This window comes from Lactobacillus sp. PSON (genome assembly GCF_052615405.1).
Window position 1 is genome coordinate 68,852 of record NZ_JBQXFW010000003.1, and the last position, 17,130, is coordinate 85,981.

Consider the following 17,130-nt stretch of genomic DNA (forward strand, 5'->3'; position numbering starts at 1 on the left):
TAAATCGAAAAAATATTGTCCTTATTTTTCAGGAATTATATAAAGTGTATTAAATTACACTTGACCACAAAATTAAATATTTGCTTAAATTAATTAACTTTATATCAATTTTTTAATTCAACCTATATTATATAATGTTAATTTATAAAAATATAAATTATTTTATATTTTTTGCATATTATACATATTTAACATTAAAAGGTACTGATATTTATTATAAATTATAATACTTTATATACATAAATTAGTAATTTTAGTATCATTTCTGTAATTTACACTTGTTATTTTTTATATAACTGCTATAATGAATATTGAAATCATTTGATTTCAGCTTTCTTATTCAATCTCTAAGTGCTTTCTCATCACTTAGTTATATTACATATCATTACAAAAGAGACTTGACTCATTTTATTACTTTTGGAGTCAAGTCTTTTTTTACTTTTTAAATTTACTAAATATTTTTTATTGACTAAATTTAAAAAGGGAGTATAGTTAAAATCACCAACAAAATATTAAGCAGCTTTGATAAGGAAAGTAAGTAAAATAGCAGGGATACAGAGAGGTTCTGTTTGCTGAGAAGAATCAACTAAAATTTTACTAAAAATCACCTTTGAGCAAAATTACGATTAAAAGTAATTTGGGGACAGCCCCTTATAGCGACGGCGTATCGTCATTGACTGTACGTTTTTTAAGATTAGTTTTTAAGTATAGACGCTCCTAGCGTGTTTCATACTTTTGTATCTTGCTGCATTGGATTTTAGATTGGAGGAACATTATGAAATCAAAATCCAAATTAATGCCTGCTTTATTAGTAGGAGTCAGCATGTCATTTACAGCTTGTTCAAAGCCAAAATCGACTTCACTTGAGCATGTTCATTTTCAGCAAGAAACAGTTAAAAAGCCAATTAAAAAAGGCGGTACACTAACCGTCGCATTAGAAAACAACTCGCCTTTTACTGGAATTTTCTTAGAAGAGCTTCAAGACACCCAACCAGACGAAGAAGCGTCTGCTCCTGGTGAGGAAGGATTATTTTATGCAGATAATAATTATAAAATCACGAACAAGGGTCCCGCCGTATTAAAACTTAATCGAAAAAACAAAACAGCCACAATTAAGCTCAAAAAGAATGTCCGCTGGTCCGATGGTAAACCAGTTACTGCCCAAGACATGTATTATTCTTATGAAATTTTAGGAAGTCCGAAAGTTTCCACAACTCAGTATACTTCTTCCCTCGAAAACATTGTCGGTCTGCATTCTTACCATGTTGGTAAGAGTAAAAAAATCTCAGGAATAACCATGCCAGACGGTAGAAATGGTCGCACACTAGTATTACATTTTAAGCAAATGAATCCAGCAATGCTTCAACATGATAACGGCTTTTTCTGGGAATATGCTGCTCCTTACCATTATCTTAAAGATATTCCTATGGATAAACTTATCTCAAGTGATAAGGTCCGTAAATATCCCCTGTTCTTCGGTCCTTATAAAATGGATAAAACTGTTCGTGGTCAATCTACAACTTGGTCACGTAATCCATACTACTGGCAAGGACAGCCCAACTTTAAACACATTGAAATGACAACTGTTTCAGTTTCAAGCGCTTCGCAAGCTATTAAGAGCAGAAAGTTTGATATCGCAGGTGTACTTTCAGAACAATTTGAAGATGTTAAAAATACTAAGGGTGTCAATTTTATCGGTAGAAAAACTCCATTTTATGATTATCTTGGCTTCCGCGTAGGCAAATGGGATAACAAATTGGGAAAAAATGTTCAAACTCCTCATAACAAAATGGATAATGTTTCCCTTAGAAAAGCCATGCTATATGCAATGAATGTTGATGCTGTTAATAAAAGATTTTATCATGGATTGCGTTATCGTCTGACCACTCTTATCCCTAGTCAGTTTGGCGTATATCATGACAAATCTATCTCGGGTTATCCTCATGACTTAAAAAAGGCCAATCAACTTTTAGATAAAGCTGGCTATAAAAAACGCCCGGGTGCTTCTTACCGCTCTCAGCCTAACGGTAAGAAACTCGTTATCAACTTAGCAGTACGCGATACTCAACAAAACGTTGAAGCTATCTGGACAAATTATATCCAGCAGTGGAAAAAGGTCGGCTTAGATGTAAAGTTTGTTAATGGTCGACCAATGGAATTTAATAATTGGGTAGAATCTATCAAGGCCAGTGATCCTAAAATTGATGTTTTTGAAGGTAGCTGGGATCCATCAGGTGACCCTTCGCCAAGTGTGTTTTATGGTGAAAAAATGCCTTATAATTTCTCTAGATTCACTTCACCAACCAATACCCAGCTTCTTGATGATATCGATTCTACAAAATCATTCAATAAAAACTATCGTATTCAAAAATTATACCAATGGCAAAAATGGATGTACAATCATGCCTATGTTGCTCCACTTAGTGGCTCATATTCAATTACTGCTGTTAATTCTAATGTGTCAAATTGGTCGAAACAGCCTTCAGCTAATAATTGGTATGAGGCCGGCTTTAGTAAATAATTTTGAATATAGCTCCTAAAATAGGAACCGGGAATGTACAAATTGTACACTCCCGGTTTTTTTAATTATTTTACTAATTTCAAAATTATATCAAAATGAATCATTTCATCTTTATAAGTAACACTAATCTTGCCATTAAATGCATGTACAATATCTCTCGCCATTGCTAAGCCAATTCCATACCCAGATTTCTTATTATTGTGAGATTCATCTTCTCGATAAAATCTATCAAAGAATGTTTCATAATTAATGTTCTTATTATCTTTAAAACTATTGCTTACTCTTAACACTGCAGTTTGAGAAAAACGTCCTTTATGTAGCTTTACTTTAACAGTCCCTTTTTCCGTGCAATACTTATGCGCATTATCTAATAAGATATTTATAACTTCTATTAATGATTGTTTTTCAGCCATTACATATAGGCCTGATTGAACGGCAACTTGATAAGTCTTTGCATCATTTTTCATCACCGAAGAAAAACTTTTTGCAACTTCTTCTACTACTTCAGATAAATTAACTTTAGATAGTGCTAAATCACCTGTTTCACCAAGGCGAGCCATGGAAATAAGTCGATTAATAAGTTCTGTTAATCGCATAGTTTGCTGTTTTGTGCTTTTAGTCCATTCAGATTCATTGCCCATCATTTCTTCCATTTCAGTATTAGCAGAAATAATAGCAAGCGGTGTTTTCAATTCATGGCCTGCATTCGTAATGAATTGTTGCTGTTTTTGATATGCACGAACAACTGGCTGAATCGCCCTTCTAGATAAAATTACTAAAATTATCGCAAAAAATAATAATGCTCCTAATGTAAGTAAACTTGCCAATCTAAAAAGATTCCAGCTTCGATCATAAATTAAAGAAGTATTTAAAAAAACAACCATTTTTTTGCTATTAGCATGAGTTATTACTTCGTATGAATAAGTATTACCGGCTAAAATTGTTATCCCCTTGATTTGTCTTTTATTAAGAGCGTGCTGTGCAACTTTTAAGATTTTTTCTTGGCTAACTCCATAGACCTTACTATTTTGCCAATTTAAAATTTTTAATTTATTATTTTTATCAACAGCGACTGAAAAATAACGATATTGATATATAGAATCTGGATTAGATTGATTATTTATCAATGCGTTGAAAGGAGTTTGACTTTGCTCAAATTCATGTGAATCATGTGGAGTTAGTTGTCCATTGTTACGCACCAATATGTTCATTACTCTACTAACTTCACCATGGGCTCTACTAAAGTCTGCTCCAATCATTAATCCAACCGTTGTAAACAGCACAAGTGCTAACGATGCAATTGATATAATAATAAACTGTAAACGGAACTTTTGAATAATTTTATTCATTTTTACCACCTAAAAAATTAACTTAAAGCTACTACCTTTATCACCCTCAATTTTTACAGAGCTTTGAATATTAAGTAATTTTTGGCGCAAATAAGAAATATATAGCCACACCACCTGACTATTAGCATCGGAATCATTTTTCCAAACATGATTTAAAATATCTTCTGTTGGAATTTCTTTTTCTTTATTTAATATAAGATAATTTAATAATTCAGTCTCTTTATTAGATAAACGAATTGAATTTTGACTAATTAATTCTTGTTCCTCTGTATTCAAAATGATGTCCCCATATTTAAGCTCACTTGTTGAATAATCATTGTCACGACGTTCACGAGATTTTAATCGAGCAATCAATTCTTTTAGTGAAAAAGGCTTAGTTAAATAATCATCAGCACCTGATTCAAGACCCGTTACTTTATCATCAACTTCTGCTTTCGCAGTGAGCATCATAACATAAGTTTTATCACCCATTGCACGAATTTCTTTAAGTGCTTGTATCCCATCCATTATCGGCATCATAATATCCAAAATGATAACGTCATAAGCATTATTTTTTACTTTATCAACGGCTTCTTTTCCATTAAAAACAGCTTCAACTTCATAACCATTAGTTTCTATTGCCATCTTTACCACTCGAGAAAGCTGTGGTTCATCTTCTGCCAGTAAAATCTTCATTAATTATCTTCCTTTATCATTTTTCTAATTGTTTGCATACTTACATCACAAGATGCTAATTCATCGGCTACTCGTTTTAATTCACGACTAACTAACTCTGGATTTTTAACTTCATGCTTATACTTCATTTCATGTTCTAAACTAGCCCAAGTATCCATTGCAATTGTTCTTAATTGAATTTCTACATAATAATGCCCCGGCACATTTCCATCTATATCAACATCTGGAACAGTTATATCTACAATTAAATGGTACGAACGATAACCATTTGTTTTTGCATTTGTAATGTAGTCCTTCTTCTTAACAATCTTGATATCTGACATTTCATTAATTTTTTGAATACATAAATAAATATCGTCAATAAAATTACAAATAATTCTTAATCCTATACTATCCCGATTTTCTCTTAGAGCAGAATAAGGAGTTAGAGGGAGTTTTTTACGTAAACATTTTTCTGTCATACTTTTTTCGGTTTTAACTCTACCATTTAAATGTTCAAATAAACTATCTCCAGTTTTTAGTTGTTGATCTTTATTTAAGTTTTCAAACCTTGTCATTAACTCTTGTAATATTTTTTGCAGGGTTGGTGTATATTCACCATAAATACTCATAATCTCACCTTTTTCTTGTTGGTATTCTGTCATATTATTTTGAATATTCTGTGAAAATTCATTAAGTTTTTTCTATATCTATTTCAACTTAATATTTTAGCAAAAATATTAAGTTATAATTATTGCTTAAATAATTCATTTAATAAAAACGCACTATTGTAATCGCTACCATAAAAATAGTCAAATATTTTGACTTATAAATAACAAAAAAATTGAAAAAGTCATAGATTTTTATGCATTTTGCTTGCTTTGTATGGTACAATAACTACTGAAATAATTGTAATCACATTTTTGGTAACAGTTGAGCTGGACCGATGTTTGGTAACAATTTTCTCCTAAAATGAGATTGTTTTTTATAAAAAAACACTGTAAATTTGTATTCGATGAGATTTTCTAGTTATATTTGATAGATTCAAATAACCTAGACTTTGACTCTGACTAGCAAATTTTAATGAAATCTTTTTTCGAACATCTTTATCTGTTAGATATAGCCTGATAGAACTGGTGAAGTAGTAATAAGATTTGATTATGTCTGATTTTTTATCAATTATGATCTCACATAACAGAAAATCAGAACATACTAAAAATACGATAGAATCAGAGGGATTAGATTCTATCGTATTTTTAATTATATAAGGAGGAAAAATGTCAGCAGAATTTATTAGTATATTTTTATTAGCTTTTATTGTAAGTTTAGTAACAACTTTATTTTATCGCTTCCAAAAAAGACTCAATCAACTTGCTCTCTCTGCTATTCCGTTATCTTATAAGAGTAAGACCATTTTCTTTAATTATGAAAAACTTGAATCCATAAGCTTTGGATGGCTATTAGGATTATTAGCGTATAAATATTTAGTGGGTCCTTGGATAATAATCCCAGAAGAATGGCTTAATCGACAAATCTCAATTTCAATATATTTAGCTGGTTTTTTCATGATTTTTGAATATATTTTATTCTTTTATCTGAAGCGAGCCGATGAAAAACAAAATTCATAATAAAAAGCTTGTAGTTTTCAACTTTAAAATTGAAGACTACAAGTTTTTTTAATTATAAAGCTTATTTTTGGAATTTGGTCTTTGAAAGCTTAAGATAGAGTTAGAAAAGAAGGTGTCTAAATTATGGATTTATCACAACTTATAACTAAAAATTTACCCGTTTATAATAAGGGAAAAGTCGCATCTTATATTCCGATGCTTGCCCAAGTCGATCCTAAACAACTTGGGGTAACTTTATTTAATTTAAAAAGTAATCAAGTTAATTCAGCAGGAGACTATGATGTACGGTTTGCAATTGAAAGTATTTCCAAAGTTATTACTCTTTTATGGGCAATTAAAAAATTAGGCATGACTGAGGTCTTCAAGCATGTAAGTTCTAGACAAACTGGTTTTGCATTTAACTCTATACTGAATATGGAAATCGAGAACACTAATGTACCTCTCAATCCTTTTGTAAATGCTGGTGCTATTTTAACGACATCTTTAATTGCAAAAGATACAGCTTTTGACGATATTTTAAATTTTGCTCAAAAAATTTGTAATGATTCTCAAATATACTTAGATGAAGAAATTTTTAATTCTGAAAAATCAACGGGAGATTTAGACAGATCCTTGGCTTACTATATGAAATCTAAAAATATGATAAAAAATGATATTACCTTAAGTTTGGATATTTATTTTAAACAATGCTCAATGATGGTAACCACTAAAAGTTTAGCAAATTTAGGTGCTCTTTTAGCAAACGATGGTATTGCCCCTTGGAATAATCATAGACTTATTTCAAGTAATGCGGCTACTTGTGTTAAGTCATTAATGATGACAACTGGTCTTTATAACCAGTCTGGTATTTGTTCAAGGTTAATCGGTGTTCCTACTAAAAGTGGTGTTGGTGGGGGACTTGTTTGTGCATCTCCTGAAAAATATGGCATTGGTATTTTTAGTCCAGCACTCAATAAAGATGGTAATAGTATTGCCGGCTTAGCTTTATTAAAAGATATAGCTAAGGAGTTGAAAATAAATATTTTTAGATGATAATTTTTTAGCTTAATATCAAATTTTAATGTTCTTGTACTTGATCAGGGTGAGCCTTTTCCCATCTATGTTCAAAAATAAAGTAAATCGTAATAAGTGCAAAACAAATAGCAGGAACAATAAACGCAAGTTGCATAGAACCAGATAAATCTGATACACGACCCATAATAATTGGAACCAATGCGCCACCAATTAGGGACATAACCATAAAGGCACCACCAGTTTCTGTATATTTCTTTTCATGAATTTGATCAAGACCATGTGCATAAATGGTAGGCCAAAATGGACCAAAGAAGAAATCAGTAGCTACTGCACCCCAAATTGCTGCAGGATGATGATATACAATAGTAAATATAAGAGCAGCAGTTCCAAGTAATCCATACCATACCATAACTTTAGTAATAGAAAATTTATGCATCAACCATGTAGCTAAAATTTTACCAGCAAACCAAACCATATATCCAATTACCATGTAATTAGTAGCTTCATGGTCACTTATTCCTGGTATTATTCGCAAAGCAAATCTAATAGTAAATGACCACACGCAAGTTTGCATTCCAGCATATAGGAATTGGGCTCCAACAGATTTCATAAATCTTCCATTATGAAGCAAATAACTAATTGATTCTTTAGTAGAAGGTTCTTTCCCATTTTTTGATGTACTTGGAGTAGCCTTAGATAAAGGCATCTTTGTCACCGCAATTAAAGCAAATAAAATTATTAATACAATTAAAATATATTTATATGGTTGTAAAGTTAATTGTAAAACTTCCTTATTATATGCAAGTTTTTGCACTGACGAAAGTCCTTTAACTTCATCAGCCATATTTCCATGACCTGCAAATACTAAATATTTACCTAATAAAATTCCTCCAGCATCTCCAAAAGGAATCAACATTTGTGATAAGTTTATTCTTAAGTTAGAACTACTTTTTGGTCCCATCATTGTAGAATAAGTATCACATGACGTTTCTAAAAAACTTAATCCAATTGCAATTATAAATACCGCAACTAGAAACATTCCGTAAGTTGCCATATGAGAAGCAGGGAAAAACATCCCACATCCAATTATAAAGAAAGTTAATCCAGTTAATATAGCAAATTTATATGTATTTTTTCTAATAATTGTAGCGGCTGGAATTGCCAACAAAAAATATCCGCCATAAAAAGCAAACTGTACAAAAGCGGTAGCAGTATCACTAAGTGAAAATACTGTTTTAAATTGTGTAATTAAAATATCATTTAGCGAAGCTGCCATTCCCCACATTGGAAAAATTAATGAAACTAGTATATATTGCCAAACAGGTGTTTTGTTTAAGTAACCATCAGAATATTGTACCCAAGGCAATTTTTTTGTACTATTTTTTACCGTACTTGTATTGAGATTATTTGGATTATCCATAGAAATACTCTTTCTAGTTATTGAAAATGAATGATACTAACTAAAAAAATATAATTATAAATTATACATTCACTTCTACAACTTAATTATGCTGTTACAAGTTCTTTTATTCCTAGTTTTTCTTTAAGTTTTGCAAATTCATTTGCACTAGGATAAGAAGTCTGACTGCCCCTTCTAGTTACAGTAACAGCCGCATAAGCATTAGCATGTTTTAAAGCATCAGAAATATTATCTCCGTGAGAATAATAATGAACAAACGCACCTACAAATGAGTCACCAGCTCCAATTGAATCAATAGCCTCAACCTTATAAGATGGAATCAATTGTTCTTCATTCTTACTTACCCAAAGCGCACCGCGAGAACCAATAGTAACTATTACATTCTTAACACCTAAATCAACTAATTTATGTGCTGCTTTCGTAATTTGGTTTAATGTTTTTATAGGCATATGAGTTAATCGTCCAAGTTCAGTTTCATTAGGAGAATAGAATTCACACATAGCTACATGTTCTATATCAATATGATCATTGGCTGGTGCAGGATTTAACATGACTGGCACACCATATCCATTGGCAATTTCAATAGCTTTATAATCTGTCTCTAATGAAATTTCTTGTTGTAAAACAATTATCTTAGAATCTTTTATAATGTTACGATAATTCTCTAGAACTTCGGGAGTTAGTTCACTATTGGCACCTTGAACAATAATAATACTATTCATATTACCTTGAATAAAACATGGAGCAACTCCATTGCTTTCTTTTCCAATACTTACTCCAGAAACATCAATACCGCTTTCTTTAAAGTGCTTTAAATATTCTCGTCCTAACATATCTGAGCCAACTTTTGAAATCATAGCAACTTTAGATCCTAATTGAGCTGCAGCATATGCTTGATTAGCTCCCTTACCCCCATAAGCCATATGAAATTTAGGAGCTGCCACTGTTTCACCTAATTCTGGCATCCTATCTATATTCGTAGACAATTCAATCATATTAGAACCAATAACTGTTACATCATATGTCATAATAGTTCACCCTCTTTTTCATTATTTCTCCAAACCTGTAACTACATGAAATTCTTTTTCTTCACCAGGCTTTAACATAATTAGAGTTCCAGCCTTTCTAGCTGCATTTCGTCCTTCTGGTGTTGAAGTTCCTGGTAAAGCAAATGCACATACTTGCTGATCAGCATTATACAAAATCCAACGTGTAACTATTGGCAAATTTTTGGTATCAAATTTAGTCATAAAATTATGACCATTTCCTAAATCCATCTTAAATTCTGCTTCTTCAACATAATCTCTTAAGTCGCTAGAAAAGAATACTATTTCGGGATTATAATGACTAGAATTATCTAACTTATCAATAAGCTTTCCACTTTTTTCAAGTTTATGAGTAAATTCCGTCCATTCTGGAGTTGGATGTACATGAGCTGGAATCGATGTTCTTAACTTGAAAGCTTTATCAGGAATATTTGAAGTTAAAGTTGCATTTTTAATATATGCATAACAAAGATGACACATATACTGCAGTGTCATTGGAGCACAACCAGATAAATTTTTAACATGTTGTCGAATATCAAATAATCCACTATCTTTATGCATCGTCACAGATGGATGTGCTATATAATGATCACCAAAGCCTTTAATATATTCATAATCACTATTAATTGCAATACTATTGTCAGAAACTTCTAGCCATGAATGATCCATTTTAGCTGTAGCAAATTCACCATGCTGAACATGTGTATCATTCTTAGCAGGATTCCCATTACCTAGTAAACCAGACGTAAATTCAAACGCACCATATGTATCAGCAATTTGATTACCATAATGAGGCTGTTTAAATCCATCTTTTTCTTTTAATTTAATGCCATCAAATACTGCATCCCATATAATTAATCCATAAAAAGGTAAAACTGTTAGATATCCTTTACTATTTATAATCTTTAATGCTTCAACACCGGATTCATAGATAAAAGTTTCTACTTTAAAATTATCATCACGATATAATTCAAACTTTGCTTTTGAGAACATTTCATGACTTAAGTTTATTTTTTTCATAGTATCTGCACTTTCTATTTATTCCTTACCGATAATTGCCATACTGTGACTTACTCCAAGTCTTGTTGCACCTGCATTTATCATAGCTTTCGCATCCTGTGCTGTATGGATACCACCTGATGCCTTAACAGCAGTGTTAGTTCCTTCAACAGCCTTTGACATCAACTTAATACCATGCACTGTAGCTCCTTCAGTAGAAAATCCCGTCGAACTCTTTACAAAATCTGCTCCAGTTTTAGCTACTATTTTTGAAGCCTTAACAATTTCATCATCTGTTAGTAAACAAGTTTCAATAATTACTTTTACAAGCTTTCCTGATTTATGCCCAACATCAACAACTTCTTGAATATCTTTTTCAACATTACCATAATGACCTGACTTCATTTCGCCGATGTTCATCACCATATCAATTTCATCTACTCCATTTGAAATAGCATCCTCAGCTTCTGCAACTTTAGTATTAGTTGTATTAGCCCCTAAAGGAAATCCAATTACACAAGCTGTAGCTACATCCGTATCTTTTAAAGCTTGGTGGACTTTTTCTACCCAATATGGATTTACCATTACAGTATGAAAGTTATTATCAATTGCTTGTTGAATAACTTCATCAACTTGGTCTTCAGTAGCATCTGGTGCTAAAAGTGTATGATCAATATATTTATTAAATTCCATGATTATCCTCCTACAACGTTGTTAGTTGTAAACATCTTTTATTTTGAATGCGCTTTCATAATAATCTTTAATTTTACATTTGTAAAGCAATATACTGAAATAATGTAAAACAGTTATTTATTGTAAACATAAAATATAGTCATGCAAAATAACCATCTTAAAAGTAAATGCTAATATTTACTTTTAAAATTATCTGTTATATGCTTAACATCAAGGAGTGAGCAACTTTACAATTAAAATTGTTTTTAATAGTACTAAATACTTATGAATTTTACATTTGTAAAACTTACAAAGCACAATTGTAAAATAGCAAATTTTATATAAGGAGTTTAAAATGAATACTGAAAAAGAAAAAACAAACGACGAACATTTAAAACAAGCTTTGAAAGTTAGCCGTTTATATTACATTGATAATGTAAGTCAAACAGAAATTGCAAAAAAGTTGAAAATTTCACGTCCAACAGTTTCACGCTTACTACAATTAGCCCATGACGCTAATATTATCCATATAACCATTAATGATCCTTTTGAAAATAAATCGGATTTACCAAACCAATTAATGAAAAAATATAACCTAAAAAAGGTTATAATTGCTGATCAAGTTGGTAATTTATATAAAAGTATATTGAATCAGCTTGGCAAACTTAGTGCCGAATATCTTAATTCAATTATTCAAGATAATGACATTGTTGGTTTAACATGGGGACAAACAATGGCAGCTGTAGCAGAAAACCTGCAATCAACCTCTAAACAAAACATTCAAACTGTATATTTAAAGGGAACCGTCTCAAATTCAAAACACAATAATTATTCCAGCATTATCACTAATAAATTCAATGCAGCTTTTCACACTCAAACTGAAATCCTACCTGTTCCTGTAATATTTGATAATGCAGAAACAAGAAACTTAGTTTTACAAGATCAATTTATTAAAGAAATCACTATAAAAGGAGAAGCTGCTCAAATAGCTTTGTTTACTGTAGGAACCACTCAAGCAAATGCTTTATTATTTAAACTTGGTTATTTAGATCCTGAACAAATTGATTTTCTTAAGAAAAATGCTGTAGGCGATATATTATCACAATTTATCACTCAAGATGGCAAAATCGCTGATGCGGATTTGAATAAACGAACCGTTTCTTTGCCGTTAAACAAGTTAAAAGAAAAAAGATATTCTATTTTAGTTGCTGGCGGAATTGAAAAATTAAGTGCAATTCATGCATGTTTACTTGGAGGATATGCAAATGTATTAATCACTGATTTAGCTAATGCACAAAAATTAGTAAAACTATAATTATAAACTGTTATATAAAAAGCCAACCCAATTAATGAGTTGGCAAAAAATCTGTATTTTGATAAAAACAGTTCAAATTCATTCAATGATTAATAATGTCTTATATAAATACTATCAATTCTATGACCATACGTTTTATGCAAAATAACATTTGCTCTATCTTTAGTAGGAGCAATATATTCTCGTAAATTAACTAAATCAACACTCTGCCAAACAGTATCTGCACGTTTTTTGGCTTTTTCTAAAGGCTCATTTGCCCATTCATAATAAAAATTTTGGGGCTTATTTTTGTTAATTATTAATAAATGTTCAAAACGTTGCATAAACCATTTTTCAATCAATTCTTCATCAGCATCTATATAAATTGAAAAATCAAAAAAGTCACTCGTTACAACTACCCCAATTGGCGGCAGTTGTAATGTATTTATTCCTTCAATTATTAAAATATCAGGATTATTAACTTCTCCATATTTTTCTGGAACAATATCAGATAATTCTTGCGAATATAATGGATATAAAACCCTGGATTTACCATTAGTTACATCTGATAAAAAGTCACAAAGCATTTTCATATTATAACTTTCAGGAAATCCCTTTCTATCCATTATTCTTCTTTTATTTAATTCACGATTAGAATATAAAAAACCATCAGTAGTCATTAACTGAACTTTTAGGTCTGGATAACATCTTTGAAGAAGAACTTGCAACAATCTTGCGGTCGTAGACTTTCCAACTGCAACCGAACCAGAAATCCCTATAATAAATGGGTGATTAATTTTATCAATTCCAATAAAATGATCTTGTAATTTTATTAACATCTTTTTATGTTGTGCAAATAAATGCAAATATCTTACTAAAGGAATATATATTTCTCTAACATCTTCTTCATCAATAACATCCCCAATAGAAGTTATTTTTTCTAATTCATTAATATCTATATAACTTTTATTTGAAGACAACTTGGACCAATTAGCCCGCTCAACTTTAGTAAAATCATTATTCATTTTTAAGCCTCTCTACGCTTTTTTTAAAACATAATTCAACGGTGTAACAATGATTGGAACAACAACTGCAGTAAAAATTGCTTCTACTAATCCATTTATTCCTAAAGTTGAAATTAAAATCCAAAATAACGGAGTACCTTGATTGATATTACCTAAATAACTTGTTAAGCTTGCAGGATTATTTACAAAAAATAAACTTGCTAATCCAATAACTAACAAAGTATTAGTTAAGGAAGCTACTGCGCCACTAAATACATAACCTATTTTTTTAAATTTTAAATCTTCATTACTAAATTTATTAGTTATAACTCCTGCAAAAAAGCCAGATAAAATACTAGGTACTAATGAAATTATTGGATTTTGAAAAAGAAGTAAACTAACCATATCACCTGGTTGAGTATAAGCAACTATTAATCTAGTTATTCCCCAGATCAATCCAAACTCAGCTCCCATTTTAGGTCCCATTAAAGTGCCAAAAATTGCTACAGTCAAAGGAATTGTCGTAATTGCTGGAAGAGCTGGTAAGATTCTAATATATCCAATATTCGGGACAAAAGTTTGAACAATAAGTAATGCAGTAAATACTGCCATTATAGTTATTTTTACAGTTTCTTTTCTTTTCATTTTCTTCCCCTTAGTTATCAATGGAAAGCTTTTGATATTTAGAAAAATATTTCAGAAACCAATCTTTAGTATAGTCAACTATTGGTTCTTCAACTGGATTCATTGTATGACATAATGATATCTTCCATGGAAATGCTGGTTCTATTTCAAAGTTTCTTATTTGTTGATCACTATAGTTTTTTCCAATTGGAGCTGCAACTATTCCTACTAGATTAGGATCACGCTGAACTAGATTTAAAATCAAATCCCAAGATGAAGTTTGTAAAAAATATTTAGGCTTAATTCTATCACCTTTAAATTTTTTATTAAGTTGAAACGTAACCATAAAATCATCAGTTAAAGTTACTATTTTTTCTTTTTCAATTTCTTTAAAAGGAACTGAATATTTGTAATCGTTAAAACGATGCTCCTTATTAAACCATACGCGAACAGTATTTTCATAAATTAAATCTTCATAAATACCTTCAATTGTAGCTGGTGAGACAATTACAGCCAAATCTATATCTCCAAGTACTAGCATTTGTTGTAATTCATATGCACCCTTTTCAACTAGCTTTAACTGAATACCAGGATTTTCATTAATAAATGCAATTAAGGCATCATTAAATACTGTAGAAATAATTACCGGAGCAATTCCAATCCTTACAATGCCAGTGTTTTCTTCAGAAAGTTCATTAAGTTTATCAATCATTTCAGTATATTGCTGATATACCTTTTTCGATTCTTCTATCAAGGTATTACCATAACGTGTTAACCCAATAATTCTTCCTTTTTTACGATTAAAGATATTCATTCCTTGTTTAAACTCAATTTCTTTAATCGCCTTGCTAATAGCAGGTTGTGATACATGTAATATTTCAGCACTTTGAGTTAAATTATAATTATTACTTACAACTGTTAGCAAATACTTAATTTGATTGATTTCCAATTCTATTACCTCTCCATTGAATAATATAAAAGCGGTATTTAAACACTTTTAATATTTAAATACCGCTTTTCTAGGACTAATTTTTAATATTCATAATTGGCTTTTCAAAAATTCTTGAATCCATTTCTTTTAAATTCTCACTGATAATTGGTTTAAATTCCATTTGATCAAGAATATCTTTTTGCAAATCAATTCCTGGAGCAATTTCAACTAATTCAAGACCATCTTTAACTAATTTGAATACTGCACGTTCGGTTACATACCAAACTTCTTGATTGCTATCATAAGCAACTTTACCAGAGAAAGTAATTTGTTGAACATTCTTCACGAATTTCTTTACTTTACCTTCTTGAATGATATGCAATTTACCATCTTTAATTTCTTCTTTTAATCCTGCAGCAGTAAAAGTTCCAGTAAATACAATCTTAGGAGTATATTGGGTAATATCAACAAAACCACCCGTTCCAGCAATTTTAGGACCAAATTTAGAAACATTTAGGTTACCCTTTTCATCAGCTTCTGCTAATCCTAAATAAGTAATATCAAGTCCACCACCATTATAAAAGTCAAACATATATGGCTCATCAACAGTAGCCTGTGGTGCAATAGCTGTACCAAAGTTTGGACCTCCAAGTGAAGTCCCGCCAAATGTACCAGCTTCTACTGTAGTGACGATATTATCAGATAATCCTTCTTCTTTCATAACCATGGCACAATACATTGGATATTGTCCAATACCAAAATTAACGCAGTGATCAGTGTCAGGATTAAAAATAAATGCTGCTCGTCTTGCAATAACTTTCTTTTTATCAAGTGGTAAATCAAATGAATCTGCACTCTTTACGATATTAGATTTAATAATATCAGGATTATAAACAAATTCATTAGTTTGTTTTGTCATTTCTGGATTATCAGTTGGTACAACATAATCAACTAAAACACCAGGTACCTTGACCGACTTAGGATCCAAACTACCATTTCTTACAATACGTTTAACTTGAACGATTACTTTACCACCATTATTATGAGCAGCCATAGCAATTGCAGTTACATCCATTGTTAACGGCTCATCATCAAAAGTGATGTTACCATTTTCATCAGCATATGTTCCACGAAAAATCGCTACATCAGGTTTTGGGGTTTCATATGCTAAATAATCTTTTCCATGAATCTTGATTCTATTAACTAAGGTAGAATTTTTGGCAGCTTCATTTAAACGACCACCATCATTTTCTGGATCTACAAATGTTCCAAGACCGGTATGAGTAACTAAAACAGGTCTATGAGCTGCTGCATCTCTAAATAGTTGCGAAATAGTACCTTGTGGGAAATTAAAGGCTTCAAAGTCATTATCAGCAACCATTGGTGCTAACTTTGGAGCTAATGACCAAAGACCACCAACTACTCTTTTAAGCATTCCTTTTTCTGCAAAGTTTTCAACAGCTGAACCATGATTATCACCAATACCACAGCCATACCAAACATCTAAGTCTTTTGGATGACCTGTCTTTTGAAATCTTTCTTTCATATCTTCAAGAATTTCTTCAGCAACATCGGTACCCAAGCAACCATCAAGTGCTACGCAAACATCATCCTCAATGAGTTCTGCAGCTTTTTTGCTATCAATAATTTGAACTGACATCTTACTAATCCTTTCATCTAAAGACAATTGTTTCATTTTCTACTGAACTGAGTTTTAGATGAGTTTTAATATTTTTTGAGAGCAAATGAATCAATTTAGTAGATGTTAAAATTATTGTTATTATTTTATTAAAGGTTTTTCCTTTACATGTCTAAGATACCGCTTACATTTACAAAAGTGAAATTATTTTTATTTAATTAATACATAACCAAAAGTTATTATAATAAAAAAAAAAAAAACAATATAAAAACAGGTATTATAACTGTAACTCCCAGTTAACTACCTGTTTTTTAATAATCTAGCTAAAATGCAAA

15 protein-coding genes are annotated in these 17,130 nt (G+C 30.9%); 4 read left to right on the forward strand and 11 right to left on the reverse strand.

Annotation, left to right across the window (positions count from 1 at the left end; all coding sequences use genetic code 11):
* The first annotated feature begins 775 nt into the window (after nt 1-775).
* On the forward strand, nt 776-2,521 hold the full coding sequence (locus tag ACTHPI_RS02210) for an oligopeptide ABC transporter substrate-binding protein (protein ID WP_445352550.1): 1,746 nt from the start codon (nt 776-778) through the stop codon (nt 2,519-2,521).
* 65 nt (nt 2,522-2,586) lie between these two features.
* Here ACTHPI_RS02210 and ACTHPI_RS02215 read toward each other — a convergent pair whose 3' ends face one another.
* Genes ACTHPI_RS02215 through ACTHPI_RS02225 form a run of 3 tightly spaced genes read right to left on the reverse strand, consistent with a single transcriptional unit; the run spans nt 2,587 to nt 5,156 of the window.
* Complete coding sequence (locus ACTHPI_RS02215; RefSeq protein WP_445352728.1) at nt 2,587-3,861, reverse strand: sensor histidine kinase; 1,275 nt, start codon at nt 3,859-3,861, stop codon at nt 2,587-2,589.
* 18 nt (nt 3,862-3,879) lie between these two features.
* Entirely contained in the window at nt 3,880-4,545 is a 666-nt protein-coding gene (locus ACTHPI_RS02220) for a response regulator transcription factor (protein ID WP_445352551.1), read from the reverse strand.
* Nucleotides 4,545-5,156: a GTP pyrophosphokinase gene (locus ACTHPI_RS02225; RefSeq protein ID WP_445352729.1), complete on the reverse strand. Its 612-nt coding sequence runs from the start codon at nt 5,154-5,156 to the stop codon at nt 4,545-4,547. Before ACTHPI_RS02225 ends, ACTHPI_RS02220 begins: the two co-directional genes overlap by 1 nt.
* Before the next feature lie 645 nt (nt 5,157-5,801).
* On the opposite strand from ACTHPI_RS02225, the gene ACTHPI_RS02230 reads away from it, so the two are divergent.
* Nucleotides 5,802-6,152, forward strand: a complete 351-nt coding sequence (locus ACTHPI_RS02230; protein ID WP_445352552.1) for a hypothetical protein — start codon at nt 5,802-5,804, stop codon at nt 6,150-6,152.
* A gap of 123 nt (nt 6,153-6,275) precedes the next feature.
* The gene (glsA, locus tag ACTHPI_RS02235; RefSeq protein WP_445352553.1) at nt 6,276-7,184 is read left to right on the forward strand and encodes a glutaminase A; all 909 of its coding nucleotides are present in this window, start codon (nt 6,276-6,278) and stop codon (nt 7,182-7,184) included.
* Between the two features lie 25 nt (nt 7,185-7,209).
* Here the strand turns inward: glsA and fucP are convergent, their stop codons facing one another.
* From fucP to deoC, 4 genes are all read right to left on the reverse strand, one after another.
* Nucleotides 7,210-8,586 carry an L-fucose:H+ symporter permease gene (gene fucP / locus ACTHPI_RS02240; protein ID WP_445352554.1) on the reverse strand — a complete coding sequence of 459 codons (1,377 nt, stop codon included), beginning with the start codon at nt 8,584-8,586 and terminating at the stop codon, nt 7,210-7,212.
* A gap of 86 nt (nt 8,587-8,672) precedes the next feature.
* Nucleotides 8,673-9,614: a ribokinase gene (rbsK, locus tag ACTHPI_RS02245; protein ID WP_445352555.1), complete on the reverse strand. Its 942-nt coding sequence runs from the start codon at nt 9,612-9,614 to the stop codon at nt 8,673-8,675.
* A gap of 21 nt (nt 9,615-9,635) precedes the next feature.
* Complete coding sequence (locus tag ACTHPI_RS02250; RefSeq protein WP_445352556.1) at nt 9,636-10,652, reverse strand: aldose 1-epimerase family protein; 1,017 nt, start codon at nt 10,650-10,652, stop codon at nt 9,636-9,638.
* An 18-nt stretch (nt 10,653-10,670) separates the two neighbouring features.
* Nucleotides 10,671-11,324, reverse strand: a complete 654-nt coding sequence (gene deoC / locus ACTHPI_RS02255) for a deoxyribose-phosphate aldolase (RefSeq protein ID WP_445352557.1) — start codon at nt 11,322-11,324, stop codon at nt 10,671-10,673.
* Between the two features lie 334 nt (nt 11,325-11,658).
* Between deoC and ACTHPI_RS02260 the strand changes: the two genes are divergently transcribed.
* Nucleotides 11,659-12,618 (forward strand): sugar-binding transcriptional regulator, encoded by a 960-nt coding sequence (locus ACTHPI_RS02260; RefSeq protein WP_445352558.1) that lies wholly within the window; start codon nt 11,659-11,661, stop codon nt 12,616-12,618.
* 89 nt (nt 12,619-12,707) lie between these two features.
* Here the strand turns inward: ACTHPI_RS02260 and coaA are convergent, their stop codons facing one another.
* The 4 genes from coaA to ACTHPI_RS02280 all read right to left on the reverse strand — a co-directional run bounded on the left by coaA (nt 12,708) and on the right by ACTHPI_RS02280 (nt 16,816).
* Nucleotides 12,708-13,622 carry a type I pantothenate kinase gene (gene coaA, locus ACTHPI_RS02265; RefSeq protein WP_445352559.1) on the reverse strand — a complete coding sequence of 305 codons (915 nt, stop codon included), beginning with the start codon at nt 13,620-13,622 and terminating at the stop codon, nt 12,708-12,710.
* Between the two features lie 12 nt (nt 13,623-13,634).
* Nucleotides 13,635-14,246 (reverse strand): ECF transporter S component, encoded by a 612-nt coding sequence (locus ACTHPI_RS02270; RefSeq protein ID WP_445352560.1) that lies wholly within the window; start codon nt 14,244-14,246, stop codon nt 13,635-13,637.
* 10 nt (nt 14,247-14,256) lie between these two features.
* Nucleotides 14,257-15,174 carry a LysR family transcriptional regulator gene (locus tag ACTHPI_RS02275; protein ID WP_445352561.1) on the reverse strand — a complete coding sequence of 306 codons (918 nt, stop codon included), beginning with the start codon at nt 15,172-15,174 and terminating at the stop codon, nt 14,257-14,259.
* 76 nt (nt 15,175-15,250) lie between these two features.
* Complete coding sequence (locus ACTHPI_RS02280; RefSeq protein ID WP_445352562.1) at nt 15,251-16,816, reverse strand: acyl CoA:acetate/3-ketoacid CoA transferase; 1,566 nt, start codon at nt 16,814-16,816, stop codon at nt 15,251-15,253.
* Between the last annotated feature and the right edge of the window lie 314 nt (nt 16,817-17,130).

Excerpts from the sequence above, each read along its gene's own strand:
- ACTHPI_RS02250 (WP_445352556.1), bottom strand. The coding sequence starts at position 10,652 with ATGAAAAAAATAAACTTAAGTCATGAAATGTTCTCAAAAGCAAAGTTT.
- ACTHPI_RS02280 (WP_445352562.1), bottom strand. The coding sequence starts at position 16,816 with ATGTCAGTTCAAATTATTGATAGCAAAAAAGCTGCAGAACTCATTGAG.
- coaA (WP_445352559.1), bottom strand. The coding sequence starts at position 13,622 with ATGAATAATGATTTTACTAAAGTTGAGCGGGCTAATTGGTCCAAGTTG.
- ACTHPI_RS02270 (WP_445352560.1), bottom strand. The coding sequence starts at position 14,246 with ATGAAAAGAAAAGAAACTGTAAAAATAACTATAATGGCAGTATTTACT.
- ACTHPI_RS02210 (WP_445352550.1), top strand. The coding sequence starts at position 776 with ATGAAATCAAAATCCAAATTAATGCCTGCTTTATTAGTAGGAGTCAGC.
- ACTHPI_RS02220 (WP_445352551.1), bottom strand. The coding sequence starts at position 4,545 with ATGAAGATTTTACTGGCAGAAGATGAACCACAGCTTTCTCGAGTGGTA.
- ACTHPI_RS02260 (WP_445352558.1), top strand. The coding sequence starts at position 11,659 with ATGAATACTGAAAAAGAAAAAACAAACGACGAACATTTAAAACAAGCT.
- ACTHPI_RS02225 (WP_445352729.1), bottom strand. The coding sequence starts at position 5,156 with ATGAGTATTTATGGTGAATATACACCAACCCTGCAAAAAATATTACAA.
- ACTHPI_RS02230 (WP_445352552.1), top strand. The coding sequence starts at position 5,802 with ATGTCAGCAGAATTTATTAGTATATTTTTATTAGCTTTTATTGTAAGT.
- rbsK (WP_445352555.1), bottom strand. The coding sequence starts at position 9,614 with ATGACATATGATGTAACAGTTATTGGTTCTAATATGATTGAATTGTCT.
- glsA (WP_445352553.1), top strand. The coding sequence starts at position 6,276 with ATGGATTTATCACAACTTATAACTAAAAATTTACCCGTTTATAATAAG.
- deoC (WP_445352557.1), bottom strand. The coding sequence starts at position 11,324 with ATGGAATTTAATAAATATATTGATCATACACTTTTAGCACCAGATGCT.
- fucP (WP_445352554.1), bottom strand. The coding sequence starts at position 8,586 with ATGGATAATCCAAATAATCTCAATACAAGTACGGTAAAAAATAGTACA.